Source organism: Amycolatopsis sp. NPDC033938 (genome assembly GCF_055575975.1).
Window position 1 is genome coordinate 1,230,196 of sequence record NZ_JBVIRO010000001.1, and the last position, 24,792, is coordinate 1,254,987.

Consider the following 24,792-nt stretch of genomic DNA (forward strand, 5'->3'; position numbering starts at 1 on the left):
GGATCGCCTTTAGCGGGCTAAACGCGATCCGCGCGGGTCGCGGGAGCAGGGTCAGGCGGCGGGCAGGATCCGGACGTCGTCCGCCTTCACGTAGGCGATCCGATGCCCGAACTGGATCTGGACGTACCGGGTCTTGCCCTTGACGACCACGTGATCCGCCGGGTCGAACGTCGTCGCCCAGTAGTACTCGGAACCGAGGAGGTTGCCGACGGAGTACCGCTGCCCGGCCGAGAACGTGTACGGCAGCGGGACGACCTGCTGCACCGGCACGTTCGCCGGATACGCCTCAGCCTCGGGATACGCGCGACCGAACACCGGCACCGTCGCCAGACCCGGCTTCGGGGTCACGACCAGGCCGAACGCCGGGCTCGTCGTACGCGCGTCGCGGAACCAGCCCTTCTGGCCGAGGTACCAGATCGCCGTCCAGCCGTCACGCCGCTCGGCGACCACGTAACGCTGACCGGTCTCCGCGCGGCTTCCGATGTCGGAGACGGCCATCGTGCTGGCCGAACCGTCCGGGCGCAGGCCGATGTCCTTGAGCAGCGGGGCCGAGTCGTTCGGCTCACTGCGCAGCACGACCGATCCGGATCCCCTTGCCGGACAAGGCTTTCCCGCGGTCTCGCAGCCGGTGAACGCGGGCTGGTTGGTGGCAAAGTCCGGTGTGATGGTCACCAGCGGCGAACCGGGACGGCCGAAGCCGGACAGCGGCGCGCCCATCAGGTCGAAGTAGTGCGCCCAGTCCCAGTACGGGCCCGGATCCCAGTGCATCCCCTTGATGGTCGAGGGAATCGTGCCCGGGACGTTGTCGTGGCCGAGGATGTGCGCGCGGTCGAGCGGGATGTCGTACTTCCGCGCGAGGTAGCCGACGAGCTTCGCGGAGGTGCGGTACATCGCCTCCGTGTACCAAGTGCCCTTCGCGGCGAAACCCTCGTGCTCGATGCCGACGGACTTCGCGTTGACGTACCAGTTGCCCGCGTGCCACGCGACGTCCTTCGTCGGGACGTGCTGCGCGATCTGACCGTCGGCCGAGCGGATCGTGTAGTGCCAGCTCACGTACGTCGGGTCCTGGACCAGGTCCATCGCCGTGTCCCAGTAGCCCTCGGTGTCGTGGATGATGATGTATTCGACCTTCTGGCTCTTCGGCCGATCCGCCTTGTCGTGGTTGCCGTAGTCGTTGTTCGGCAGCTCCTGGTACGGCGCCGGCACCGAAAGGCACGAAAGCTTCTTCGGGCACTCCGTTTGCGAGGTGCCGGCCTGCTCGCGGACCGGGCTCACCGGCGTGGCGGCGAGGGTGACGGTCTGGCCGTCGTCGGTCTTGCGGCTGATGCCCTTGGAGATGGTGTCGAAGACTTCGTCGGCGAAGGACTGCGCTCCTTCCGCGTCCTTCGCGCCGCTGTAGCGCGCGACGGCGGCCTTCCAGTCGCCGGTCTCGCGCTGGTACTTCGCCAGCAGAGCGGCGCCACCGCGAATGTTCTGCGTGGTGTCGGTGCGCAGCGTCGCGACGTCCTGGCCGATCAGCGCTGACGCCTCGTCGATGGTCTGCAAGCCGGGCGGGGGAGGTTTCGGCGCCGGTGTCGCCGGGAGTTTCGCCCGGCGGGCATCGTCGCCGCGCGGATCCTCCTCGCCTTCGTCGTGATGCGTGCCGGTGCCCGCTTCGCGCAGGTCGGTCAGGTGCATCGGGCCGTAGCCGGCGGACGTGCTCGGCGTACCGGCGTTGAAGTCCCAGCGTGACTCCAGATAGGAGACGCCGAGCAGGACGCTCTCGGGCACGCCGAATTCCCGCGCGGCGGCCGCGAAGTCCCGCTGACGCTGCTGATCCGCCGGGGCGGCTTCGGCGGGGACGGCGGCGAGGAGTCCGGCGGCGAGGGCGAGGACCGCGAGTCCGGCGGTCCGTCTGGACCGGCGCCGGAGCGGTGCGAGGGCAACAGGATGGAAGGGACGCGGCATGGGCGTAAACCCCCAGTGACTAGGTCTGCTGTACAGGACCGACCCCAATGGTCGGAACCTAACCAGAAACGGGCCCCTTCCGTAAGGTCCCTCCGAGTCGCGTTTAGCGGGCTAAACGCGACTTGGCGGCATGCCGCCGGCGGTGGTGGGCAGTCGAGGGCGATGGAGAGCAGCGTGGCACCACCACGGGACAAAAGGGCCGGTCAGGCGCTCGGAGGCCGAGTTTTCGGAGAGTGAGCGGACCCTCCTTGCGAAGCTGGCACTCACATGGCTAGAGTGCTAATTGCACGGCCCGAACACGCCCCGGCACCCGCGACGGCGGGGGTGGTAGGAGCCGTAATACATCCTGCCAACGCTTTCGACGACCGTGGAGGTCAACCCGGTGAGCGTGAACATCAAGCCGCTCGAGGACAAGATCGTTGTCCAGACGAGTGAGGCCGAGGAGACGACCGCTTCCGGCCTCGTCATCCCCGACACCGCCAAGGAGAAGCCCCAGGAGGGCAAGGTTCTGGCCGTGGGCCCGGGCCGCATCGACGACAAGGGCAACCGCGTTCCGCTGGACGTGGCTGTCGGCGACGTCGTCATCTACTCCAAGTACGGCGGCACCGAAGTGAAGTACAACGGTGAGGACTACTTGATCCTTTCCGCCCGCGACGTGCTGGCCGTCATCAACTGACGTCCGCTCTCAGCGCATGACGCCCCGGGCCCCGCATTGCCGGGGAACGGGGCGTTCGTGTTTTCGAGCATAAAAACTGGAAGGTAAGCGGAACAGGCCATGCCCAAGCAGATCAGTTTCGACGAGGACGCTCGTCGCGCGCTCGAGCGCGGGGTGAACAAGCTCGCCGACGCGGTCAAGGTCACCCTCGGCCCGCGCGGTCGCCACGTCGTGCTCGACAAGAAGTTCGGTGGCCCCACCATCACCCTCGACGGCGTCACCGTCGCTCGTGAGATCGAGCTCGACGACCCGTTCGAGAACCTCGGCGCCCAGCTCGCCAAGAGCGTCGCCACCAAGACCAACGACGTCGCCGGTGACGGCACCACGACGGCGACCGTGCTCGCCCAGTCGCTGGTGAAGGTCGGCCTGCGCAACGTCGCCGCCGGTGCCAACCCGACGGCCATCGGCCGCGGCATCGAGGCCGCCGCGGAGAAGGTCATCGCGGTCCTCAAGGAGAAGGCGACCCCGGTCAAGGGTCGCGACAACATCGCCCAGGTCGGCACCGTCACCTCGCGTGACGCGGCCATCGGCGCCCTGCTCGGCGAGGCCGTCGAGCGGGTCGGCGAGGACGGCGTCATCACGATCGAGGAATCGTCCACGCTGGCGACCGAGCTCGTGATCACCGAGGGTGTGCAGTTCGACAAGGGTTTCCTGTCGGCGCACTTCGCGACCAACCCGGAGGAGCAGAAGGCGATCCTCGAGGACGCCTACATCCTGCTGGTCCGCGAGAAGATCTCGGCGCTGGCCGACCTGCTCCCGGTGCTGGAGAAGGTCGTCGAGGCCAAGAAGCCGCTGCTGATCATCGCCGAGGACGTCGACGGCGAGGCGCTGTCCACCCTCGTGGTGAACTCGCTGCGCAAGACGATCACCGCCGTCGCGGTCAAGGCGCCGTTCTTCGGTGACCGCCGCAAGGCGTTCCTGGACGACCTCGCGGTCGTCACCGGCGGCGAGGTCATCTCGGCCGAGATCGGGCACAAGCTGTCCGAGACCACGCTGGCCCAGCTGGGCAACGCTCGCCGGATCGTCGTCACCAAGGACGACACCACGCTCGTCGACGGTGGCGGCACCAAGGACGACATCGCGGCGCGCGTCGCGCAGATCCGCAAGGAGATCGAGAACACCGACTCCGACTGGGACCGCGAGAAGCTGCAGGAGCGGCTGGCGAAGCTCGGCGGCGGTGTCGCGGTGATCAAGGTCGGCGCGGCCACCGAGACCGAGCTCAACGAGCGCAAGCACCGCATCGAGGACGCCGTGGCTTCGACCAAGGCGGCCGTCGAAGAGGGCATCCTGCCCGGCGGTGGCTCCGCTCTGGTCCACGCCGTCAAGGAACTCGACGGTGGTCTCGGCCTCGAAGGTGACGAAGCGACCGGTGTGCGCATCGTCCGCGACGCGCTGTCCGCCCCGCTGTTCTGGATCGCGACCAACGCGGGCCACGAGGGCGCGGTCATCGTGAACAAGGTCCAGGAGCAGAGCTGGGGGCACGGTTTCAACGCCGCCACCGGTGAGCTCACCGACCTGCTGGCCGCCGGCATCGTCGACCCGGTCAAGGTGACCAGGTCCGCGGTGGCGAACGCCGCCTCCATCGCCCGGCTCGTGCTCACGACGGAGAGCTCCGTCGTCGAGAAGCCGGCCGAAGAGGAGCCCGCCGCGGGTGGTCACGGCCACGCGCACTAGCTCCACCGTTCGACCCGAAGCGGGGCGGTACTCCACCAGGAGTGCCGCCCCGCTTTCTTGTGCCCGGCCCCTCCGACCCGCGTTTAGCGGGCTAAACGCGATCTGGCGGCGGGGAGGCGTGGGGCCAGCGGGAGCGACTTTCGCCCCCTAATCGCGATCCCGGGGCGAGGAGGGCAGGCAGGCCTGGAGCTGGAAACGCGGAAGGGCGGCACCCCACCCGGATGCCGCCCTTCCGCGGTGCCGACTCGGCCGGATCAGCCGTTCGACATGCTCAAGGTGCGTTTGTCCGCCTTGATGATGTGCTCGCGTTCCGACTCCGACAGCCCGCCCCAGATCCCGTACGGCTCGTGCACGGCGAGCGCGTGGGTCCGGCACATGGCCAGTACCGGGCATGCCAGGCACACGGCTTTGGCCCTCGCCTCGCGGCGGGCTCTGGCCGGCCCGCGCTCGCCGTCAGGGTGAAAGAAGGACGCGCTGTCCATGCCTCGGCACGAGCCTTCGAGCTGCCAATCCCATACATCGGCGTTGGGCCCCGGGAGCCTGCGTGTGTCCGCCATCCTGACCGCCTCCGTCATCCGGTCGAAGCGTTTACCTGCTCTGCTGCGCTGCGGATACTCCATTCGGTGCAACGGCGGTAACGTTAGAAGCGCGCCAATACTTGTTCAAGCGATTCAAGACGATTCAGCCGTTAGGCATCCCCCGGATGTGTGAGCGGTACTTTCCGTTCCGGTTGCCCCCGCCCCGGCCTGCCTGGATATTGGGTCGAGTGGGATCTCGGATCAGCAGTGAAGAACCCACCCTGCCGGTGGCCTCGGTCGCTCGCCGGCTCGGGGTCGCACCGTCCACCCTGCGAACCTGGGACCGCAGATACGGCGTCGGACCGAGCCGCCACACCAACGGCCGCCATCGCCGCTACGGCAGCTCCGACATCGGCCGCCTCGAACTGATGCAGCGCGCGTTGCTCCGTGGCGCCTCGACGGCCGAAGCGGCGAAGTACGCACTCGAGCAAATGCCCCGGACAGCCCAGGAGAACCCGGGAACCCCCGTGGTCCAAGTGGAGGAACAGACCACCCCGCCGCCCGCGGAGGATCACGACGTCCCCTCCCGGCTCGCCAGACGCTTGAGCACGGCCGCGCTCGCGATGGACTTCGGGGCGGTCCAGCGGATGCTCGCCGACACGATCCGGGAACTCGGCGTCCTGCCGGCCTGGACCGGTGTCGTCTCACCGGTCCTGACCGCGCTCGGCGCACGCTGGCGCGGGGTCAGTGCCGGCGCCGAGGTCGAGTATCTGCTCGCCGAATGCGTGTACGCCGCCCTCGTCCGTGCGACGCCGGTGCTGCGCGAACCGCGCAACCAGCGGCCGGTCCTGCTGACCTGTGTCCCGGACGAGCGCGACAACCTGCCGATGTACGCGCTCGCCGCGGCACTCGCCGGCCGCCGGATCGGTGCCCAGCTCTTCGGTGCCTCCCTGCCTGCCGAGGTGCTGGCGGTGACCGTCCGCCGCAGCGTCCCGGCCGCGGTGGTGCTGTGGTCGGGACGGAACGCCACCGCGGACCCCCGCCTGTTCGCCAGGGTGTCCCGCGGTCGTCAGCGCAGCAGGATGTTCGCCTGCGGCCCCGGCTGGGATCCCGCGACGCTCCCCGACAAGATCGAACTGCTCGGCGAACTGACGACGGCCGCCGACCGGATCGAGCATGTTCTTGTCGGTGCGAGGCGCTAGAAAGGACGGATGGAAGAGTCCTTGCGGTCCGCCGCGTTCGGGGACGGCGTGCCGCCGCCGTCGCCCTTCGTGGTGCCCGCTTCGCCTCGCGGACGGCTGCTCGCCGCGATCGGGCTCGGCGCCCGCGGCCGGTACGCGGCGGCGGCCACCGTGCTGAGCGGGTTGCGGACGAGCAGGGATCCGGTGCTCGCGTCGCTGGCCGCGAGCACGCTGGCCTCGCATCGACGGCAGCTGGGCGGGCACGCGGCGGCGCTCGTCCTCGACGGGGAAGCGCTCGCGCTGGTGATCGAGGAGCCCCAAGGCACACCCGATCCCGACGGCCTGGACGCGGAGGGGGCGCGGGCGGACGCCCTCCTCGGTCTCGCGGCGGACAACCTCGGGCGCGGCAGGCTGACCGCCGCCCGGCGGCTGGCGGCCCGTGCGGGAGCGCACACCGGCAACTGGCGGACCCGGACCAGGGCCGGTTGGGTGGGCGCGGAAATCGAACTGGCGAGTAACATTTCCGAGGCGGCGATCGCACCTGCGGAAATGGCGTTGGAAACGGCGCGGACCCAGGGCGCCTGCCGACATGTCGTCAAATCACAACTCGTACTCGCCGTGGCGATGGCGAATGAGAGTTCCACTGAGCGGGAGCGTGCGAAGACGCTGGTCGAGGAGGCTCGCGAGACCGCCGAGAAATACGAATTCAATTCACTTTTGTGGGTCGCTTGCCTGGTCGCGGCGGATCTGGGGGCGGGACACGCCGATGAGTATCGATTCAGAAGTGCCGAACTGTTGCACGCAGTGTTACGGCACGCAGATGCTTGCGGGAGGTGGCTCGCACGGGAATCTCCGTGGGTCCCGGGCTGAGGGCGTCTAGCCTGTTGGAGGGCCCATTCCGGCAACCGGGCTAAGAACTTTCAAAAAAAGCCACCGGATCGTGTCAAGGTTCGGGCTAAAGCGTCCGATAGGGGAAGTGGAATGTCACCCGGCTGCAGGAAGGAAACCCCGTGACGACGGTCTTGATCTGCGACGACCGACGCAGTGTCCGCGAAGGGCTCACTCGAGTGATGTCCGCGGTACCAGGGGTCAGTCGCATCGACTGCGTAGCGCACGGTGACGAGCTGCTGGCCCGGTACTCCCGTCAGCCGGTCGACGTCGTGCTGGTCGGTACCCAGCGCGCTGTCCCGACTGGCGTCGAAGCCACCAGGCGGCTCGTCTCGGCGAACCCCCAAGCGAACGTGATCGTGTTCGGCGCCCCGGACGATGCGGGAAGCATCGCCGCCGCGATCGCCGGCGGAGCACGCGGCTACCTGCGCTGGGACGCCTCGCGTCCCGAGCTGGTCGCCGCACTGGCGCATACCCTCGCCAGCACTTCGGTGCCGGCGCCGCGTCAGCCGTCGGACCCTGGTGTCCAGCTCACCGAGCGCGAGCTTCAGGTGCTCCGTGGGATGAGCCAGGGCAAGAGCAACGGACAGATCGGCCGCGAGCTGTACCTGTCCGAAGACACCGTGAAAACCCACGCGCGCCGCTTGTTCCGCAAGCTCGGCGTGCGAGACCGCGCTCAAGCGGTCGCCCACGGATTCCGCCGTGGACTTGTTTCCTGACAACGCTTTCTTGATTTCGCTGGTTTGATCGCGCAACGGGTGACAACGGGCCGGGGGCAAGCCCCTGGCCCGTACCTGTGTTCCCTGTCACGCTTCGCACTTTTCTGCTCACGGCTCGGGCACTCTGGCCCGAGCGCGTCCACCTCCGGGTGGACCGTCGTATCTCACCGCGTTCCGGCTCGTTGAAAGTTCGACACGAGCGAGGGGGACGCAGGAAGACCCGGGTTTCAGCGCGTTCGCCGGTAGGGCGGCGCGCCGGTGGCGGCCGTCAACGAAGGCGGCGTGCCCGGGCGGTACGGTAGCTGTCGCCGGTAGTGGCACCTGAAGTCACACGCCGGACTCTTTGCACGCCTATACGTAACACTGGGACTGTTGTCTGCGATGGCCAATGTGGGGGACGGACTGGATGAGCCGGTCGCCGCTGCTGTTGAGGGTGATCCTCAAGCGGTCGAGCGGTTGCTGGCGGCCATCCGTCCTTTGGTAGTGCGGTACTGCCGCGCTCGAGTTGGCAGGCAGGAGCGTTCGTTCGCTTCCGCAGACGACGTTGCTCAGGAGGTGTGTCTCGCGGTGCTCACGGCATTGCCTTCGTACCGTGATCAGGGCCGCCCGTTCCTGGCCTTCGTCTACGGGATCGCCCAGCACAAGGTGGCCGACGCGCATCGCGCCGCGGCGCGCAACCGCGCCGAGCCGGTCGCCGAAGTCCCCGACGAGATCGAGGGTGGCGTCGGCCCCGAGCAGCGCGCCCTCCAAGGCGAGCTGAACGAGCGCATGTCGCAGCTGCTACGCGTCCTTCCCGACAAACAGCGTGAGATCGTGGTCCTACGTGTCGTAGTGGGCTTGTCCGCCGAAGAGACGGCCGAAGCCGTGGGGTCCACCCCCGGCGCCGTCCGGGTGGCCCAGCATCGCGCCCTCGCGCGCCTACGTAAGGTTCTGGCCGCTGAGGAGGTGATCTGAGTGACCGATCGCGACCATCGGTTCTCCCCTGAGACCGATCGTGAACTGACGGCTTTCGAAAGAGGGCTGACGTCCTCCGAGGCTGAGTTCGCCGCTGATCTATCGGCTGTGCAGGCCGACGACGCGCTGCTCGACGCCCTCGGTGGCTCGGACCCGCAAATGGCCGACGACCTCGGCGATCAGGAACTCAACGCGCTGTTGCTGGCTTGGCGGCGCGACATCGACAGTGAACCGCTCGCGGAACTGGTGGACGTCGACACCGCCGTCACCACCGTGAAGACCGCCGCGCTCGCCCGTAAACACGGGGGAAGACGCCGGCTGCTGGTCCCGGTGGCCGCCGCGGCGGCCGTCTTGGCCATCGCCTTCGCCGGTACCGGTCTCGCCGCGAAGGACGCGCAGCCTGGTGACACTCTCTGGGGCCTGACCAAGGTGCTTTACGCCGACCACGCCCGGTCGGTCGAGGCCGCCGCCGCGGCCAAACTCGATTTGGAGAAGGCCAACCTAGCGCTCGCCGGCGGGCGCCTCGACGACGCGCGCAAGGCGCTCGCCGAAGCACAGGCCGCGCTGAGCCAGGTGACCGACGAAGAAAATCGCGACCAGCTGATCGAGCAGCATCGCCAGCTGAGCGCGCAGTTGCAGAACCCCACCCAGCCGACGCTGCCCTCGGATCAGCAGTCGCCCACGCAGACGCCGGTGGCGACGACCCCGCAGCCCACGCCGCAGCCGACTCCTCCGCCGACGTCGCTGCCAGGAGGCGGCAATCCCGGCACGAGTCTGCCGGGCACCACGACCCCCACACCGACTCCGCCGACTTCGACGACCGAGCCGCCCCCGCCCACGACGTCGACGACGCAGCCCGCGTCGGGCAATGACCCGGGTGGCTCGCGCAACGAGCCGTCGCCGGGGGCCGGCGCACAGGCGCCGGGCGTGGTCGAGAACCCGTAGTCGTTCCGGACCACCGAACTTCCAGAACGCCGAAAGGGCCTGGTGAGATCCCTCTCACCAGGCCCTTTCGCTTTGCGGGCGCACGTCGCCTTTAGCGGGCTAAACGCGATCAGTAGGCGCTCTCGTTGGCGGTGACACCGTCCGCGAAACCGCGGCAGTAGTCCCAGCTCACGTAGTCACCAGGGTTCGGATCGAACGCGGGCTCGTGCGGCCGCATCCGTCCGTCGGCGAGCAGCTGCTCGAGACTGGCGCGGAGCAGATGCCAGTCGTGGTAGTGGGGTTCGTCGCATTCTCCGCAGTCGACCACGATCCCGCGTACTCCGCGCGGTTCGAGAAGCGCCTGGTAGACGGCGAGATCGGAGAGGTCGGCCAGCAGCTCGGTGCGTTCCTCGTCGCTGATCGGCTCGTCCAGCCGGTCGGCGTCGTCGATGAACGCGCGGGCCGGGTCCTCCGGGTCATCCGCGAACGGGTCTGGGGGCAACGCATCATGCGGCACGCCTGCACGCTACCGGGCGCCCACCCGGGCCGGGCGGCCGCCCGGCCCGGATATCATGAGGGGCAGGCCCTCGCGTCGCCACAGCGACTCGTTCATCACCGCTAGGAAGGCCCTTCGCCTGCTATGACCAGCGACAGCGTCACCGCCCCCGTCCCGAGCAAGTTCGCCATGCTCGGGCTGACCTTCGACGACGTGCTGCTGCTGCCGGCCGAGTCCGACGTGGTGCCCAGTGCGGTCAGCACCCGCACCCGGCTCTCCCGCAACGTCACCCTGAACATCCCGCTGGTCTCCGCCGCCATGGACACGGTCACCGAAGGCCGGATGGCGATCGCGATGGCGCGCCAGGGCGGGATGGGCGTGCTGCAGCGCAACCTGCCGATCGACGACCAGGCGTCCGCCGTAGAGGTCGTGAAGCGCTCTGAAGCCGGCATGGTGACCGACCCGGTCACCTGTTCGCCGGAGGACACCCTCGCCGAGGTCGACGCGCTGTGCGCGCGGTTCCGGATCTCCGGTGTGCCGGTGACGGACGCCGCCGGGACGCTCGTGGGCATCATCACCAACCGCGACATGCGGTTCGAGGTCGACCACACCCGTGCGGTGCACGAGGTGATGACGAAGCTGCCGCTGGTCACCGCGCAGGTCGGGGTCACCGCCGAGGCCGCGCTGGGGCTGCTGCGCCGTCACAAGATCGAGAAACTGCCGATCGTCGACGGTGCGGGCAAGCTGCGTGGGCTGATCACGGTCAAGGACTTCGTCAAGACCGAGCAGTACCCCAACGCCACCAAGGACACCAACGGCCGCCTGATCGTCGGTGCCGCCGTCGGGGTCGGACCGGATGGGCACAAGCGCGCGATGGCGCTGGCCGACGCCGGGGTCGACGTCCTGATGGTCGACACCGCGCACGGGCACTCCCGCGCCGTCGTCGAGACGGTCGCGCTGCTGAAGAAGGAGCTGGGCGAAACCGTCGACATCGTCGGCGGCAACGTCGCGACCAGGGCCGGCGCGCAGGCGCTGGTGGACGCGGGCGCGGACGGGATCAAGGTCGGCGTCGGCCCGGGCTCCATCTGCACCACCCGCATCGTCGCCGGGGTCGGCGTGCCGCAGATCTCCGCGATCTACGAAGCCGACCAGGCGGCCCGCCCGGCGGGCATTCCGGTGATCGGCGACGGCGGCATCCAGTACTCGGGTGACATCGCGAAGGCGCTCGCGGCCGGCGCCTCCACCGTGATGCTCGGCAGCCTGCTCGCGGGCACCGCCGAATCGCCCGGCGACCTGATCCTGGTCAACGGCAAGCAGTTCAAGACCTACCGCGGGATGGGCTCGCTGGGCGCCATGCAGTCGCGCGGCCAGGCGAAGTCGTACTCGAAGGACCGCTACGCGCAGGACGACGTGCTGAGCGAGGACAAGCTGGTCCCGGAAGGCATCGAAGGGCGTATCCCGTTCCGTGGGCCGCTCGCGAACGTCGTCCACCAGCTGGTGGGCGGGCTGCGGTCGGGGATGGGCTACGCGGGCGCGTCGACGATCCCGGAGCTGCAGGAGGCGCAGCTGGTGCGGATCACCGCGGCCGGGCTCAAGGAGAGCCACCCGCACGACGTCACGATGACGGTCGAGGCACCGAACTACACCACCCGGTAGTCCGCCCTTTCGGACACTTACGCAGCCGGTTTCCTTCTCGGGAGACTTGATCCGCTGATCAAGTCTCCTGGGAGGAACCGGATGTCTTCTTCGCTGACCCTTTCGCGGCGCACCGTGGTGGCCGTCTTCGCCGCCACGGTCCTCGGGCTCGGCGGCGGGGTGGCGGCTTCGGCCGCGCCTGTTGCGAGCGCTGTCGACAGCCAGGCGTCGCCTGGTGAGCCGTGGAAGCGCACCGAGTTGTACTTCGGCGCCTCGAAGCCCAACGGTGGCGAGGTGAGTGACGCGGAGTTCACGGAGTTTTCCGACAAGGTCATCACCCCTGCCTTCCCGGACGGGTTCACCGAGCTGACCGGCCGCGGTCAGTGGCGCGGGTCGGACGGGGTGATCACGCGGGAGAAGACGAGGGTGATCGTCGTCGTGTACCCGTTCAGCGATCGCGACGCGAACCGCGATATCGAGGAGATCCGGGCAGCCTACAAAAAGGCCTTCTCACAGGAATCCGTCCTCCGGGCCGACTCCGTGGAGACAGTCTCCTTCTGACCCTCCAGTCCCATCCGCCCCACCGGAGCGACTTTAGCGGGCTAAACGCGAAACGGGTGGGGCAGATGGGGCTGGTGTGACTTCGCGCCCGGTTCGGGAGCCCCGTGCGCAGGTCACCCACGCGGCCTAGCGACAATGGGGTGTAACGGTCGTCGGTGAGAAGGGACTTGACGTGCGGGATCTGGTCGAGATCGGCATGGGCCGCACCGCGCGGCGGGCGTATGACCTCGATGACGTGGAGATCGTGCCGTCGCGGCGCACCCGGTCGTCGTCGGTCGTGTCCACCGCCTGGCAGATCGACGCGTACCGCTTCGAGCTGCCGCTGGTCACCCACCCCACCGACGCGATCGTGTCGCCGGGTACCGCGGTGGCCGTCGGCGAGCTCGGCGGGCTGGGCGTCCTCAACGCCGAAGGGCTCTGGGCACGGCACCCGAACGTCGAGGACGCGATCTTCCGCCTCGTCCGGGCGGCCGAGGACACCGATGACCCGACCGCGATCGTGCGTGAGCTGCAGGAACTGCACTCCGCCCCGATCCGGCTGGACCTGCTGACCGAGGCGATCAAGACCGTCCGCGAATCCGGTGTCACCGTGGCCGCGCGCGTCAGCCCGCAGCACGCCGCCGAACTCACGCCGGATCTGCTGGCGGCAGGCGTCGAGATCCTGGTCGTGCAGGGCACGATCATCTCCGCCGAGCACGTCCAGCGCGACGCCGAGCCGCTGGACCTGAAGGACTTCATCGGGCGGCTCGATGTCCCGGTGATCGCGGGCGGCGTGAGCGACTACCGGACCGCGATGCACCTGATGCGTACCGGCGCGGCGGGCGTCATCGTCGGTCACGGGGCCACCCGCGGCGTGACGAGCACCGACAGCGTGCTCGGGATCGGGACGCCGATGGCGACCGCGATCGTCGACGCCGCGGCCGCGCGCCGCGACTACCTCGACGAGACCGGTGGCCGGTACGTGCACGTGCTCGCCGACGGCGGGATGAGCGTGTCCGGCGACATCGCCAAGGCCATCGCCTGCGGCGCCGACGCGGTCATGCTCGGTGCGCCGCTGGCCGCCGCCTCCGAGGCGCCGGGGCAGGGGCTCTATTGGACGGCGGCCGCCGCGCACCCGTCGCTGCCGCGTTCGCGCGTGGCGCTGGGGCCGGACTACGCCGTCGACCTCAAGACGCTCCTCTTCGGGCCGTCCTCGGACGCTGAAGGCGTCGTGAACCTCTTCGGCGCCCTTCGCCGTGCGATGGCGAAGACGGGCTACTCGGACCTGAAGGAGTTCCAGCGGGTCGGCCTGACCGTTCGCCGCTGACGCTCGCACCCGGCCCGGATCGCGTTTAGCCCGCTAAACGCGATCCGGGCCGCTTTGCGTCCATGTGTCCCAGCAGCCCCATGCGTCCCTCCTGTGTCGCGTTTAGCCCGCTAAAGGCGCTCCGGGGCCACGTTCGGGTGTCTGGTTCGTCCACTTCGCGGACAAAGATGATCTTGCTTCGATAGGGTGCCTCCGGTTGGGCCATTTGGCCCTGGTGACTGTTACTGGAGGGATCATCAATGCTGCATAAGCTTCGCGTTCTGCTGCTGGGGGCGGCCGCGGTTGCGAGTCTGGTGGTGGTGTCCGCGCCGGCGGCGCAGGCCGCCGGCTACACCGCGGTCGTTCAGAAGTCGGGCTACATGCGGACGGTCATCCTGTGGCGGAACGACAGCACCCAGTGTTTCCACGCCGAGGGTAAGAACCTGCTCAGTGGCGAAACCGTCTCCGTGGTCAAGAACGAGTCGGAGGTGCTCACCGCGACCTCCCCGGCCGACGGCTCGAACATCAGCACCGGCGAGTTCTGCAGCCGGGGGTCCTACTACTTCGGCGCACTCGACCTGCGTTCCCCCGATGTCTTCGTCAAGACCGACCCCTGGTGGACGTGATCGCGGCGGCGTGACGTGACCGGAGAGGGTTGGATGACCGCGTGGCCGTCCAGCCCTCTTCTCGTGGCGCGGCAGATCGCGTTTAGCCCGCTAAAGTCGCTCCGGCCGCGTTCCCGCAACCGGGTGGAAGGTGACTGGCCGGTAACTTACCTCTGGTCAGAAGGGGTGGCCGCGGTTACAGTCGTAGGTGTGACTGCCAGTAACACCACCACTGAAGACGACTTCGACTACGACGTGATCGTCGTCGGCTCCGGGTTCGGCGGCAGTGTCGCTGCCCTCCGCCTGACCGAAAAGGGCTACCGCGTAGCCGTCATCGAGGCGGGCCGGCGCTTCGCCGACGACGAGTTCGCGAAGACGTCCTGGGACCTGCGCCGCTACGTCTGGGCGCCTCAGGTCGGCTGCTTCGGCATCCAGCGCATCCACATGCTCAAGGACGTCATGGTGCTCGCCGGCGCGGGCGTCGGCGGCGGCTCGCTGGTGTACGCGAACACGCTGTACCGCCCGCTGAGGCCGTTCTACGTCGACCCGCAGTGGTCCCACATCACCGACTGGGAGTCCGAACTCGGCCCGCACTACGACCAGGCCAGCCGCATGCTGGGCGTCGTCACCAACCCGAGCGTCACGCCGTCGGACGTCGTGATGAAGGGCGTCGCCAAGGACATGGGCGTCGCCGACTCGTACCACCCGACGCCGGTCGGCGTGTACTTCGGCAAGCCGGGGGAGCGCGCCGAGGACCCGTACTTCGGCGGCGCGGGTCCGGCGCGCACCGGCTGCACCGAATGCGGCGCCTGTATGACCGGCTGCCGTGTCGGCGCCAAGAACACGCTGGTCAAGAACTACCTCTACCTCGCGGAGAAGGACGGCGCGAAGGTCATCCCCCTCACCACGGTGAGCGCGATTAGCCCGCTAAACGCGGGTGGGTACGAGGTGAGCATCAAGAAGACCGGGACCACCTCGCGCAAGTTCCGGCACAAGCTGACGGCCGCGCAGGTGGTGCTCGCCGCCGGGACGTGGGGCACGCAGAACCTGCTCCACAGCATGCGCGACACCGCCAGGCTGCCGAAGCTCTCGCCGCGCCTCGGCGAACTGACCCGCACCAACTCCGAGGCCATCATCGGCGCCGCCCGCACGTCGGTGGACGAGGAGCGGAACTTCAGCCGCGGCGTCGCGATCACGTCGTCGATCCACCCCGACGAGAACACCCATATCGAGCCCGTCCGCTACGGCAAGGGCAGCAACGCGATGAGCCTGCTCCAGACCATCGCCACCGAAGGCGATTCGGCGGTCCCGCGCTGGCGCCAGGCGGTCGACTTCATGCTCAAGCACCCGGTCCAGACCGTGAAGCTGCTCAACGGCTACCGCTGGAGCGAGCGCACGGTGATCCTGCTGGTGATGCAGAGCCTCGACAACTCCATCACCACCTACACCAAACGTGGTCTCTTCGGCCGCCGCAAGTACACCTCGAAACAGGGACACGGCGAGCCGAACCCCAGCTTCATCCCCGCCGGGCACGAGGCCAACCTCCGCACCGCCGAACGCATCGGCGGCATGGCGGGCGGCACCTGGGGCGAGATCTTCGACATCCCGCTCACCGCGCACTTCATCGGCGGCGCCCCGATCGGCACGGCACCGGACAACGGCGTGATCGACCCGTACCACCGGGTCTTCAACTACCCCGGTCTGTCCATTGTGGATGGATCGGCGATCACGGCCAACCTCGGCGTGAACCCCTCGCTGACCATCACCGCGCAGGCCGAGCGGGCGTTCTCGCTGTGGCCGAACAAGGGCGAACAGGACAGCAGGCCGCCGCAGGACTCGCCGTACGTGCGGCTCGAGCCGATCTCGCCGAAGAACCCGGCTGTTCCGGCGGACGCGCCGGCGGCACTTCGGCGCTAGATTGGGGTCGTGACAGCCACTGAACGCGCACACGCCCTGCTGAACCGCGTCCGCGCCCGGCACGAAGAATGGGCGCGGGTGGCGCGCGGGCTCGACGACGAGACCGTTCGGGCCCCCAGCGCGCTACCGGGCTGGACGAGGGCGCATCTGCTGTCCCACCTCGCCCGTAACGCCGACGGCCTGGTCAACCTGCTCACCTGGGCGAAGTCGGGCGTCGAAACCCCGATGTACGCCGGTGAGTCGGCCAGGGACGGCGACATCGAGCAGGGCGCGTACCGGTCCGCGGCCGAGATCGCCGAGGACGTCGCCGGCTCCGCCGCGCGGTTCGTCGAGGTCGCCTCCGGCCTGCCGGACGAAGCCTGGACGGTGCGGGTACGCGCCAGGCAGGGCCGGGAGATCCCGGCGGAGTTCGTGCTGTGGCTCCGGCTCTCCGAAACCGCCATCCACTTGGCCGACCTGGATCTCGGTTACGACTTCGCCCGTGTCGCCGAGCTGCTCGCCGACGAGTTCGAGATCGTCGTCAGCAACGCCATCGGCATGTACGGCGGGGAACTGCCGTCCGTCCTGCTGGTCGCCGCCGGAGCCGACGGGACCCGGCACGAGTGGCGGATGGGCACCGGAAAGCCGGTGACGCTCACCGGAACCCCTGGCGAGGTACTGGCGTGGGTCACCGGCCGCAGCGATGGATCCACTTTGGACGGTGTCGCGCCGCCGCTGCCGCATTGGCTGTGACGACACCATCCACAGAGGACCTGATCAGCTCCGGAACGAGTCGACGCCGAACTGCTTGGCGATGTCGTCCAGCATGGCCTGCGCGCCCTGGAGGCTCACCGAGGTGAACCACGTCGTGTCGTTGACGTCGATCACCTTTCCCTTGAGGGTTCCCCAAAGCGGGTTCGACTGGAACTTCGCCTTGGGGCTTTCGGCCTGCTTGCTCTCGTCGGCGTAGCTGGCGACGAAGATCGCTTCCGCGTCGAGCTTCCCGATGTCTTCCTGGCTCAGGTCGTTGGAGATCTTCGTCTTGTTGTCCGGCTGACCGGCCGGTCGCTGGAGGCCGGTGTCGGCCATCACGGTTCCGGGGAACGAAGCGCTGCTGTAGAGCCGCACGGTCGGTTCGCCTTCGACGAAGCGGACGACGGAGACGGCGGCGGGCTTGCCGAGCTTGGCCTTGATCGCGTCACCGACCTTGCGGGCACGCTCCTCGTAGGCCTTGATCTTCTGCTCCGCCAAGGCTTCCTTGCCCAGCGCCTTGCCGAGCATCCGGATGTTGTCCTTCCAGGTGGCGCCGGTGGTCTGGCTGAACACCGTCGGCGCGACCTTGCTGAACTCCGCGTAGAACTTCTCGTGGCGCACCTTCGCGGACACGATCAAATCCGGCTTGATGTCGTACAGCTGCTCGATGTCCGGGCTTTCGAGCGCGCCGATCTCCTTGGCGCCCTCGGCGTATTTGCGGTCGTCGCCCAGATAATCGGGAAGCTTGTCGTAGTTGCGGTACTTGGTGTACGCCACGACCTTCGTCTCGAGCGCCAGCGTCGCGTCGACGTAACTCGAATCGAGCGCCGCGACGGTGGTGGGCTGTTTCTCGATCTTGGCCGACCCCATCACGTGCTCGACGGTGCGCGGGAATCCATTTTGGCCGGTGCCGGTGGAAGAGGATTCCTGTTCGCCGCCACCGCAGGCGGAGAGTGCCAGGCAAGCGGTCACGGCGAGGGTGAGGACTGCGCGCCGGGGTGGGGTCATGGGTCACTCTTTCTGTGCGGTTAGGCTTTCCTAACCGGAGCATAGGATGGCGGATGTCCACAGTGGAAGTTCGTGTTGGGAAGGCGACAGCGGGAGCGCTGCTCCTCGCTCTTCTGGCTGTGATCTGCGTCGCCAGCATCGCGCTCGGTGCGCGATCGATTCCCCTCGGTGTGGTTTGGGACGCCCTCGTCCATCCCACGGCCGCGCCGGATCACCTGATCGTCCGCTCTTTGCGCGTTCCGCGCACGCTGCTCGGTGTGCTGGCGGGGCTCGCGCTCGGCGCGGCCGGAGCGCTCATGCAGGGCCATACCCGTAATCCGCTGGCCGACCCCGGCTTGCTCGGCGTCACCCAGGGCGCGGCGTTCGCGGTCGTGCTCGCCGTGGTCGTGTTCGGCATCGACGACCTGTATTCGTTCATTTGGTTCGGTTTCGCGGGCGCGCTCGTCGCGAGCGCCGTGGTGTTCCTGCTTGGCGCAGTCGGCGGACGCGGCGCCACCCCGGTGACGCTCGCGCTGGCCGGGGCCGCGGTGAGCGCGCTGCTCAACGGCGTCATCTCCGCCATCGTGCTCGGCGACGACCGCGGGATGGAGACCTACCGGTTCTGGCATGTCGGCTCGATCGCCGGCCGCGACCCCGCGATGATCGGCCAGATCGCGCCGTTCGTGGCGGCCGGACTGCTCCTCGCGGTCGTCAACACCCCCGGGATGAACACGCTGGCACTCGGCGACGACGTCGCTGTCGCGCTCGGGCGGCGGGTCGGGCGGACATGGCTGCTCGGGGTCGCCGCCATCACGCTGCTGACCGGTGCCGCCGTCGCGGCCTGTGGCCCGATCGCGTTCCTCGGTCTGCTGGTCCCGCATTTCGCGCGGGCGATCAGCGGACCCGACTACCGCTGGCTGGTGCCGTTCTCGGCGGTGCTCGGGGCGATCCTGCTGCTGGCCGCGGATCTGCTCGGCCGCGTCGTCGCCTCGGACAGCCTGGAAGTCGGCATCATGCTCGCGGTGCTCGGGGTGCCGGTGTTCGTCCACTTGGTCCGCAAGAAGGGCTTGGCACGGATATGACCGCTCCCAAGGTGATCACGTTCGGTCGCGCGGCCTGGCCGGTCCGGCCGAGGACGATCGCCGTCGTGATCTTCGCGGCGGTCGCGCTCGTGCTGGTCGCGGCGCTGAACATCGGCATCGGCACCTCCCACATCGGCCTCGTCGACGTGCTGAAGACACTGTTCGGCGGCGGCACCGCGCGGGAACGCGGGATCATCTTCGACCTGCGGATGCCACGCACACTGACCGGTCTCGGCGTCGGCGCCGCGCTCGGCCTCTCCGGTGCGCTGTTCCAGACCATCGCCAGGAACCCGCTGGCCAGCCCGGACATCCTCGGGATCACCTGGGGCGCGGGCGTCGGCGCGGTCGGCGTCATCGTGGCGGGCGGCACCGGTGGCCAGGTCAGCGGACTGGCGGGCACGCTGGGCGTGCCGCTCGCCGGATTGGCGGGCGGCGTGATCGCGGGCATCCTGCTGTACGCCCTTTCCTGGCGGCGCGGGATCGACGGTTATCGCCTTGTCCTGATCGGCATCGCGCTTTCGGCCGTGGGCTACAACCTCGTGTACTGGCTGCTGACCGTCGGCGACGTCGACAACGCGGCGCGGGCGACGACGTGGATCGTGGGCAGCCTCGCCGACGTCGGCTGGGAGTCGGTCGCCCCGGTCCTGCTCGCGCTGGCCGTGCTCGCGCCGGTCACGCTGATCGCCGGGCACACCATCGGCGGGCTCCAGTTCGGCGACGACACCGCGCGCGGCCTCGGTATCCGGGTCGACGCCGCCCGCGGGACGCTGCTGCTGCTCGCCGCCGCGCTGGCCGCCGTCGCCACCGCGGCGGCCGGTCCGATCACGTTCGTCGCGCTGGCCACTCCCCAGATCGCACTGCGGCTCGTTCGTTCGCCGCAGCCGCCGCTCGCCGGATCGATGATCCTCGGCGCCCTGCTGACCGTGGGCGCGGACTTCGTCGTCCGGGTGACGCCGGGCCTGTCCGGGCTCCCCGTCGGGGTGCTGACGGCGATCCTCGGCGCGCCCTATCTGATCTTCTTGTTCGTCCGCAGCCGTAAGGAGGAGCGCGCGTGAACGCGAGACTGCGTGCCCGGGAATTGGAACTCGGCTACGGCGAAACACCCGTCGTGACCGGGCTCGACCTCGACGTCCTCGACGGGACCGTCACCGCGATCATCGGGCCCAACGGCTGCGGCAAGTCGACGCTGCTGCGCGCGCTGGCGAGGTTGCTCAAACCACGTCAGGGCGCCGTCCTGCTCGACGGCGAGCGGATCGACAAGCTCCCGACCCGTGAGGTCGCCAAGATCATCGGCCTGTTGCCGCAGACGCCGTCCGCGCCGGAAGGGCTGACCGTCTCGGATCTGGTCCGGCGGGGGCGGCATCCGCATCAGAGCTGGTACCGGCAGTGGTCCTCCTCCGATGACGAGGCGATCGAGCGGGCCCTGCGGCTGACCGGGATGGAGGAGCACGCCGGCCGGGTCGTCGACCAGCTTTCCGGCGGTCAGCGGCAGCGGGCGTGGATCTCGATGACGCTGGCACAGGAGACCGGGCTGCTCCTGCTCGACGAACCCATCACCTACCTCGACCTCGCGCACCAGATCGACGTGCTGGACCTGGTGTACCGGCTGCACGAAGAACGCGGGACCACGGTGGTGATGGTGCTGCACGACCTGAATCTCGCCGCCAGGTACGCCGACAAACTGGTCGCGATGCGCGACGGCCGGATCGTCGCGCAGGGCCCGTCCGCCGACGTCCTCACCGAGCCGCTCCTCGACGAGATCTTCGGTTTGTCGGCGAAGGTCATGGAGGATCCGGTGTCCGGTACGCCGCTGGTCGTACCGGTGAGCGCCCACCTTCGGGGGTAGAACGGCAACCTGCCCGCCTCACGGGCGTCTAACGGGCATGAAGCTGGAGAGAAGGGCGTTCCTCAAGCTCGCCGGCGCGACCGTGGCCGGGGCGGCCGCCTCGGCGTGCTCGGCCGCGCCTCCCGGGTCGGCGCCCAGTTCGGCGCCGGGAACGTCCTTGCCGCCGAGCACCAGCGTCACGCCGCCCGCCGGGCCGCCGGACTGGGCGGCGTTGCGGAAGCAGGTTTCGCTGTTGCTGCCGGGGGATTCCGGCTACGACAGCGCCAAACGCGTGTTCAATCCGGCCTTCGACGGTCTCAAACCCGCCGCGATCGCGAAATGCGCCAAGCCGGAAGACGTGCAGGCCGCTGTTTCCGCCGCGGCGAGAAGGGTGCTGATCGCGGCCCGGAGCGGCGGGCACAGCTACGCCGGTTACTCCGTTCCCGACGGTGGCTTGATGATCGACCTCGGCGGAATGTCCTCAGTGGACGTTCAGGGTGAGCAGGTCGTGATCGGGCCGGGCGCGAAACTCAAAGATGTCTACGCCACCCTCGGCGCCGCGGGCCGTTGCCTGCCCGCGGGTTCCTGTCCCAGCGTCGGTATCGCCGGGCTGACGCTCGGCGGCGGGATCGGTGTCCTCGCCCGCAAATACGGACTCACCTGTGATCATCTGGTGTCCGCACAGATCGTCACGGCGGAGGGGAAGCTGCGGACCGCGTCGGCGGATTCCGAGCCCGACCTGTTCTGGGCGCTACGGGGTGGAGGGGGCGGCAACTTCGGCGTCGTCACCTCGTTCACCTTTCGCACAGATCCGGCGCCCTCGGTTGTTTCGGTGTTCTCCTTGCGTTTCCCGGCGGGAAGCGCGAACGACGTCCTCACTCAGTGGCAGCGCTGGCTTCCCGAAGCGCCGCCGGAGCTGTGGGCGAACGTCGTGCTGTCGGGTGGGTCTCCGGTAGGGTGCCGGGTTTCCGGTTGCTATGTAGGGGATTCCGCTTCCTTGACCACGGTGCTTTCACGGCTGACCGACAAGAGCGGCGCGACGCAGACCATGAAGCAACTGGACTATCTCGGCGCCATGAAGTACTTCTCCGGCAGCGAAAGCCGACAGTCCTTTGTGGCCTCTTCGCGGATACTGAGCGAACCCGCGGATCCCGCGAAGCTGACGGCCGTCCTCAAGGGCAGGAGCGGAATGGATTTGCTGGTCGACGGTCTCGGCGGCGCCGTGGCCGAGATCGCCCCGGGGGACACCGCCTTCTGGCACCGCAAGGCGATCGGCAGTGTGCAGGTCTACAGTCAGGCCGACCCGCGTAACCGTTCCGTGGCAACGGATACCGTCGCCGAAGTGGTGAACGGGATGGGGCTGGGCGGGGGCTACGTCAACTACATCGACCCCGCCCTGCCCGACTGGATGACGGCCTACTACGGCGACAACGCCACCCGCCTCAAGCAGGTGGCGAAGACCTACGACCCGGACAAGGTGTTCGGATTCGCGCAGGCCGTCACCCCGGATTAGAGGTCGATGCCGGTGAAGACGGTGACCCGTTCCTCGGTGAGGTCGTGCATCGCGGCGAGCACGCCTTCCCGGCCGACACCCGATCCTTTGACGCCGCCATACGGCATCTGGTCCGCGCGGTAGGACGGGACGTCGCCGATGATCACGCCGCCGACTTCCAGTTCGGTCGACGCGTAGAAGGCGAGATGCACGTCGCGGGTGAACACTCCGGCCTGCAATCCGTACGCGGATTCGTTGACCGAAGCGAAAGCCTCGTCGACACCGTCCACAATGGATACCGCGAGTACCGGACCGAAGACCTCCTCCGCCCAGGCCTTTGTGGACGGTGGAACGTCGGTGAGCACGGTCGGCTCCACCGTCGCGCCGTCCCGCTTGCCGCCGGTGAGGATCTTCGCGCCCGCCGCGACGGCTTCGTCGATCCAGGCCACGATCCGTTCCGCGGCGGCCTCGTCGACAACCGGGCCGACGTCGGTGTTCTTGTCGTACGGGTCGCCGGTCCGCTGGGATTTCACGGCTTCCACCAGCGCGGGCACGAATTCCTCGGCGACCTCGCTTTCGACGATCACCCGCTGCACCGCGATGCACGACTGCCCGGCCTGGTAGTTGCCGAAGGTCGCGATGCGCTCCGCCGCGCCTTCAGGGTCCGGCCAGTCACGCAGGACGACGGCCGCCGCGTTGCCGCCGAGTTCGAGCACGACGTGCTTGCGCGGCGCGGCGTCCGCCAGCGACCAGCCGACCGGACCCGACCCGGTGAACGACACGACCGGCAAACGAGGGTCCGCGACCAGTGCCGAAGTCTCCTCATTGCCGAGCGGCAGTACCGAAAACGCGCCTTCCGGCAGGTCGGTCTCGGCCAGGATCTCGCCGAGGATCAGCGCGGACAGCGGCGTGCGCGGCGCGGGTTTGACGATGATCGGCGCGCCGACCGCCAGCGACGGGGCGACCTTGTGCGCCACGAGGTTCAGGGGGAAGTTGAACGGGGCGATGCCCAGCACCGGGCCGCGCGGGACGCGCCGGGTGAGCGCCAGCCTGCCTTCGCCCGCCGGATCCGTGTCCAAGCGCTGCAGGTCACCGCTGAACCGGCGGGCCTCTTCGGCGGCGATCCGGAACACCGACACCGCACGCCGCACCTCGGCTTCGGCCCATTTGAGCGGTTTGCCGTTCTCAGCCGTGATGACCTCGGCGATCTCTTCGGCACGGCCGGCGATGACCCGCGAAACGTGGTCGAGCGCCGCGGCTCGGCTGTGCGCCGAGGAACGCCGGAACTCCTTCGCGACACTCGCCGCCGCGCTCACCGCTCGTTCGACCTGCTCCGGGCCGGGCACCGCGACGGTCGCGACTTCGCTGCCGTCGTAGGGATGGTGCACGGTGAGCGTCGAAGCGCCCTGCTCGGCGCGGCCGGCGATCCAGGCGGGACGCGGTTCCGGGGTGATCATGTCCATACGTGACAAGGTATTCCAGTCATGGCTTGACGAGCACCTTGAGCGCTTCGCGGTCGGCCATCGCGCGGTAGCCGTCCGGGACCTCTTCGAGCCCGACGGTCCGGTCGAACACCTTGCCCGGGTGGTACCTGCCCTCGACGACGTCGTCGAGGAGCTCGGGGATGTAGTGGCGGGCCGGGGCGACGCCCCCGGTGACGGTGATGTTGCGGCGGAAGAGCGGCGGGCCGATCGGGCCCTCGTCGTACTGCGGCACGCCGACGCGGCTGATCTTGCCGCCGGGGCGGACAGCGCCGACGCCCATCTCGAAGGCGGCCTTCGTGCCGACGCATTCGAGAACGGTGTGCGTGCCTTCGCCGTTGGTCAGCTCTCGGACCTTCTCGATACCTTCGTCGCCGCGCTCGGACACGACGTCTGTCGCGCCGAACTCGCGGCCGAGGTCCGTACGAGCCTGATGACGGCCCATCAGGAGGATGCGTTCGGCGCCGAGGCGCTTCGCGGCGAGGACCGCGCAGAGCCCGACGGCGCCGTCGCCGATGACGGTGACAGTGGTGCGCTCGTTCACCCCGGCCTTGGTCGCGGCGTGATGTCCGGTCGGGAAGACGTCGGAGAGGGTGAGAAGCGACGCGAGCAGGTCGTCGTCCTCGGTGTGCGGCAGTTTCACGAGCGTGCCGTCGGCCTGCGGGACACGGACGGCCTCGCCCTGGCCGCCGTCGACGCCCTTCGCGCCCCAGAAGCCTCCGTGCAGGCAGGAGGTGTGGAGGCCTTCGCGGCAGAACTGGCAGGTGTTGTCGGAGTAGACGAACGGCGCGACGACCAGGTCGCCGGTTTTGAGCGTGGTGACGTCGGAGCCGACGGCCTCGATGACGCCGAGGAACTCGTGACCGATCCGGACGCCGCGCTCGCGCGCGGGCATGCTGCCGTACGGCCACAGGTCGCTGCCGCAGACGCACGAGCGGACCACGCGGAGAAGGGCGTCGGTGGGCTCGCTCAGTTTCGGGTCGGGGACGGTCTCGACGCGTACGTCGCCGGCGCCGTAGATGACAGTCGCTCGCAAGACGGGTCCTTTCCTCGGCTGGGCCCAGTATGGGCGCGTCGCGTTTTGGCCCGGGAAAGCGGCGGGGGCCGGGGGGGGCGTTATGGGGGGAAAACCGGAGCCGCCGGGGAGGGGGGGCGGGGGGGGGGTCCGGCGGGG

23 protein-coding genes are annotated in these 24,792 nt (G+C 68.9%); 17 read left to right on the plus strand and 6 right to left on the minus strand.

Annotated elements, in window-relative coordinates:
- Positions 1-51 precede the first annotated feature (51 nt).
- Positions 52-1,947 carry an N-acetylmuramoyl-L-alanine amidase gene (locus ACZ5ZX_RS06190; protein ID WP_465500875.1) on the minus strand — a complete coding sequence of 632 codons (1,896 nt, stop codon included), beginning with the start codon at positions 1,945-1,947 and terminating at the stop codon, positions 52-54.
- A 382-nt stretch (positions 1,948-2,329) separates the two neighbouring features.
- On the opposite strand from ACZ5ZX_RS06190, the gene groES reads away from it, so the two are divergent.
- Both groES and groL read left to right on the plus strand, forming a co-directional pair.
- A complete protein-coding gene (gene groES / locus ACZ5ZX_RS06195) occupies positions 2,330-2,623 on the plus strand; it encodes a co-chaperone GroES (RefSeq protein WP_009072407.1) in 294 nt (97 codons plus the stop codon).
- A 99-nt stretch (positions 2,624-2,722) separates the two neighbouring features.
- Positions 2,723-4,336, plus strand: a complete 1,614-nt coding sequence (gene groL / locus ACZ5ZX_RS06200) for a chaperonin GroEL (protein WP_465500876.1) — start codon at positions 2,723-2,725, stop codon at positions 4,334-4,336.
- A gap of 254 nt (positions 4,337-4,590) precedes the next feature.
- Here the strand turns inward: groL and ACZ5ZX_RS06205 are convergent, their stop codons facing one another.
- On the minus strand, positions 4,591-4,893 hold the full coding sequence (locus ACZ5ZX_RS06205; protein ID WP_037315007.1) for a WhiB family transcriptional regulator: 303 nt from the start codon (positions 4,891-4,893) through the stop codon (positions 4,591-4,593).
- A gap of 248 nt (positions 4,894-5,141) precedes the next feature.
- On the opposite strand from ACZ5ZX_RS06205, the gene ACZ5ZX_RS06210 reads away from it, so the two are divergent.
- The 5 genes from ACZ5ZX_RS06210 to ACZ5ZX_RS06230 all read left to right on the plus strand — a co-directional run bounded on the left by ACZ5ZX_RS06210 (position 5,142) and on the right by ACZ5ZX_RS06230 (position 9,541).
- Positions 5,142-6,056, plus strand: coding sequence for a MerR family transcriptional regulator (locus ACZ5ZX_RS06210; RefSeq protein ID WP_465501058.1), 915 nt, complete (start codon positions 5,142-5,144; stop codon positions 6,054-6,056).
- Positions 6,057-6,065: 9 nt separating this feature from the next.
- Positions 6,066-6,905: a hypothetical protein gene (locus ACZ5ZX_RS06215; RefSeq protein ID WP_465500877.1), complete on the plus strand. Its 840-nt coding sequence runs from the start codon at positions 6,066-6,068 to the stop codon at positions 6,903-6,905.
- A 140-nt stretch (positions 6,906-7,045) separates the two neighbouring features.
- Positions 7,046-7,642 (plus strand): response regulator transcription factor, encoded by a 597-nt coding sequence (locus ACZ5ZX_RS06220; protein WP_003073605.1) that lies wholly within the window; start codon positions 7,046-7,048, stop codon positions 7,640-7,642.
- Between the two features lie 381 nt (positions 7,643-8,023).
- A complete protein-coding gene (locus ACZ5ZX_RS06225; RefSeq protein ID WP_037314832.1) occupies positions 8,024-8,596 on the plus strand; it encodes a sigma-70 family RNA polymerase sigma factor in 573 nt (190 codons plus the stop codon).
- Complete coding sequence (locus ACZ5ZX_RS06230; protein WP_465500878.1) at positions 8,597-9,541, plus strand: anti-sigma-D factor RsdA; 945 nt, start codon at positions 8,597-8,599, stop codon at positions 9,539-9,541.
- 109 nt (positions 9,542-9,650) lie between these two features.
- Here the strand turns inward: ACZ5ZX_RS06230 and ACZ5ZX_RS06235 are convergent, their stop codons facing one another.
- The gene (locus ACZ5ZX_RS06235) at positions 9,651-10,037 is read right to left on the minus strand and encodes a DUF5319 domain-containing protein (protein ID WP_037314839.1); all 387 of its coding nucleotides are present in this window, start codon (positions 10,035-10,037) and stop codon (positions 9,651-9,653) included.
- Between the two features lie 123 nt (positions 10,038-10,160).
- Here ACZ5ZX_RS06235 and guaB point away from each other — a divergent pair, with 123 nt between their 5' ends.
- From guaB to ACZ5ZX_RS06265, 6 genes are all read left to right on the plus strand, one after another.
- Positions 10,161-11,672: an IMP dehydrogenase gene (gene guaB / locus ACZ5ZX_RS06240; protein WP_465500879.1), complete on the plus strand. Its 1,512-nt coding sequence runs from the start codon at positions 10,161-10,163 to the stop codon at positions 11,670-11,672.
- An 81-nt stretch (positions 11,673-11,753) separates the two neighbouring features.
- Positions 11,754-12,212 carry a DUF3574 domain-containing protein gene (locus ACZ5ZX_RS06245; RefSeq protein ID WP_465500880.1) on the plus strand — a complete coding sequence of 153 codons (459 nt, stop codon included), beginning with the start codon at positions 11,754-11,756 and terminating at the stop codon, positions 12,210-12,212.
- A 172-nt stretch (positions 12,213-12,384) separates the two neighbouring features.
- Positions 12,385-13,518, plus strand: coding sequence for a GuaB3 family IMP dehydrogenase-related protein (locus ACZ5ZX_RS06250; RefSeq protein ID WP_061983389.1), 1,134 nt, complete (start codon positions 12,385-12,387; stop codon positions 13,516-13,518).
- A 239-nt stretch (positions 13,519-13,757) separates the two neighbouring features.
- On the plus strand, positions 13,758-14,123 hold the full coding sequence (locus tag ACZ5ZX_RS06255) for a hypothetical protein (protein ID WP_465500881.1): 366 nt from the start codon (positions 13,758-13,760) through the stop codon (positions 14,121-14,123).
- Between the two features lie 189 nt (positions 14,124-14,312).
- Positions 14,313-16,019, plus strand: a complete 1,707-nt coding sequence (locus ACZ5ZX_RS06260) for a GMC oxidoreductase (protein WP_465500882.1) — start codon at positions 14,313-14,315, stop codon at positions 16,017-16,019.
- 9 nt (positions 16,020-16,028) lie between these two features.
- Positions 16,029-16,751, plus strand: coding sequence for a maleylpyruvate isomerase family mycothiol-dependent enzyme (locus ACZ5ZX_RS06265; RefSeq protein WP_465500883.1), 723 nt, complete (start codon positions 16,029-16,031; stop codon positions 16,749-16,751).
- A 24-nt stretch (positions 16,752-16,775) separates the two neighbouring features.
- Here the strand turns inward: ACZ5ZX_RS06265 and ACZ5ZX_RS06270 are convergent, their stop codons facing one another.
- Entirely contained in the window at positions 16,776-17,759 is a 984-nt protein-coding gene (locus ACZ5ZX_RS06270) for an ABC transporter substrate-binding protein (RefSeq protein ID WP_465500884.1), read from the minus strand.
- A gap of 53 nt (positions 17,760-17,812) precedes the next feature.
- Between ACZ5ZX_RS06270 and ACZ5ZX_RS06275 the strand changes: the two genes are divergently transcribed.
- Genes ACZ5ZX_RS06275 through ACZ5ZX_RS06290 form a run of 4 tightly spaced genes read left to right on the plus strand, consistent with a single transcriptional unit; the run spans position 17,813 to position 22,158 of the window.
- Entirely contained in the window at positions 17,813-18,820 is a 1,008-nt protein-coding gene (locus ACZ5ZX_RS06275; protein WP_465500885.1) for a FecCD family ABC transporter permease, read from the plus strand.
- Complete coding sequence (locus tag ACZ5ZX_RS06280; protein WP_465500886.1) at positions 18,817-19,875, plus strand: FecCD family ABC transporter permease; 1,059 nt, start codon at positions 18,817-18,819, stop codon at positions 19,873-19,875. The genes ACZ5ZX_RS06275 and ACZ5ZX_RS06280 overlap by 4 nt, the downstream gene beginning before the upstream one ends.
- The gene (locus tag ACZ5ZX_RS06285) at positions 19,872-20,666 is read left to right on the plus strand and encodes an ABC transporter ATP-binding protein (protein ID WP_465500887.1); all 795 of its coding nucleotides are present in this window, start codon (positions 19,872-19,874) and stop codon (positions 20,664-20,666) included. The genes ACZ5ZX_RS06280 and ACZ5ZX_RS06285 overlap by 4 nt, the downstream gene beginning before the upstream one ends.
- A 37-nt stretch (positions 20,667-20,703) precedes the next feature.
- Positions 20,704-22,158 (plus strand): FAD-binding oxidoreductase, encoded by a 1,455-nt coding sequence (locus ACZ5ZX_RS06290; RefSeq protein ID WP_465500888.1) that lies wholly within the window; start codon positions 20,704-20,706, stop codon positions 22,156-22,158.
- On the opposite strand, the gene ACZ5ZX_RS06295 is transcribed toward ACZ5ZX_RS06290, so the two are convergent.
- Both ACZ5ZX_RS06295 and ACZ5ZX_RS06300 read right to left on the minus strand, forming a co-directional pair.
- Positions 22,155-23,600, minus strand: a complete 1,446-nt coding sequence (locus ACZ5ZX_RS06295) for an aldehyde dehydrogenase family protein (protein WP_465500889.1) — start codon at positions 23,598-23,600, stop codon at positions 22,155-22,157. The two genes, ACZ5ZX_RS06290 and ACZ5ZX_RS06295, sit on opposite strands and share 4 nt — an antisense overlap.
- Positions 23,601-23,619: 19 nt before the next feature.
- Positions 23,620-24,654 carry a zinc-dependent alcohol dehydrogenase family protein gene (locus ACZ5ZX_RS06300; RefSeq protein WP_465500890.1) on the minus strand — a complete coding sequence of 345 codons (1,035 nt, stop codon included), beginning with the start codon at positions 24,652-24,654 and terminating at the stop codon, positions 23,620-23,622.
- Positions 24,655-24,792 lie beyond the last annotated feature (138 nt).

What these genes read in the sequence shown, in the direction of transcription:
- ACZ5ZX_RS06295 (WP_465500889.1), bottom strand. Translation starts at nt 23,600, where the DNA reads ATGGACATGATCACCCCGGAACCGCGTCCCGCCTGGATCGCCGGCCGC.
- ACZ5ZX_RS06270 (WP_465500884.1), bottom strand. Translation starts at nt 17,759, where the DNA reads ATGACCCCACCCCGGCGCGCAGTCCTCACCCTCGCCGTGACCGCTTGC.
- ACZ5ZX_RS06205 (WP_037315007.1), bottom strand. Translation starts at nt 4,893, where the DNA reads ATGGCGGACACACGCAGGCTCCCGGGGCCCAACGCCGATGTATGGGAT.
- ACZ5ZX_RS06190 (WP_465500875.1), bottom strand. Translation starts at nt 1,947, where the DNA reads ATGCCGCGTCCCTTCCATCCTGTTGCCCTCGCACCGCTCCGGCGCCGG.
- ACZ5ZX_RS06290 (WP_465500888.1), top strand. Translation starts at nt 20,704, where the DNA reads ATGAAGCTGGAGAGAAGGGCGTTCCTCAAGCTCGCCGGCGCGACCGTG.
- ACZ5ZX_RS06275 (WP_465500885.1), top strand. Translation starts at nt 17,813, where the DNA reads ATGTCCACAGTGGAAGTTCGTGTTGGGAAGGCGACAGCGGGAGCGCTG.
- ACZ5ZX_RS06280 (WP_465500886.1), top strand. Translation starts at nt 18,817, where the DNA reads ATGACCGCTCCCAAGGTGATCACGTTCGGTCGCGCGGCCTGGCCGGTC.
- ACZ5ZX_RS06255 (WP_465500881.1), top strand. Translation starts at nt 13,758, where the DNA reads ATGCTGCATAAGCTTCGCGTTCTGCTGCTGGGGGCGGCCGCGGTTGCG.
- ACZ5ZX_RS06215 (WP_465500877.1), top strand. Translation starts at nt 6,066, where the DNA reads ATGGAAGAGTCCTTGCGGTCCGCCGCGTTCGGGGACGGCGTGCCGCCG.
- groL (WP_465500876.1), top strand. Translation starts at nt 2,723, where the DNA reads ATGCCCAAGCAGATCAGTTTCGACGAGGACGCTCGTCGCGCGCTCGAG.
- ACZ5ZX_RS06225 (WP_037314832.1), top strand. Translation starts at nt 8,024, where the DNA reads ATGGCCAATGTGGGGGACGGACTGGATGAGCCGGTCGCCGCTGCTGTT.
- ACZ5ZX_RS06245 (WP_465500880.1), top strand. Translation starts at nt 11,754, where the DNA reads ATGTCTTCTTCGCTGACCCTTTCGCGGCGCACCGTGGTGGCCGTCTTC.
- guaB (WP_465500879.1), top strand. Translation starts at nt 10,161, where the DNA reads ATGACCAGCGACAGCGTCACCGCCCCCGTCCCGAGCAAGTTCGCCATG.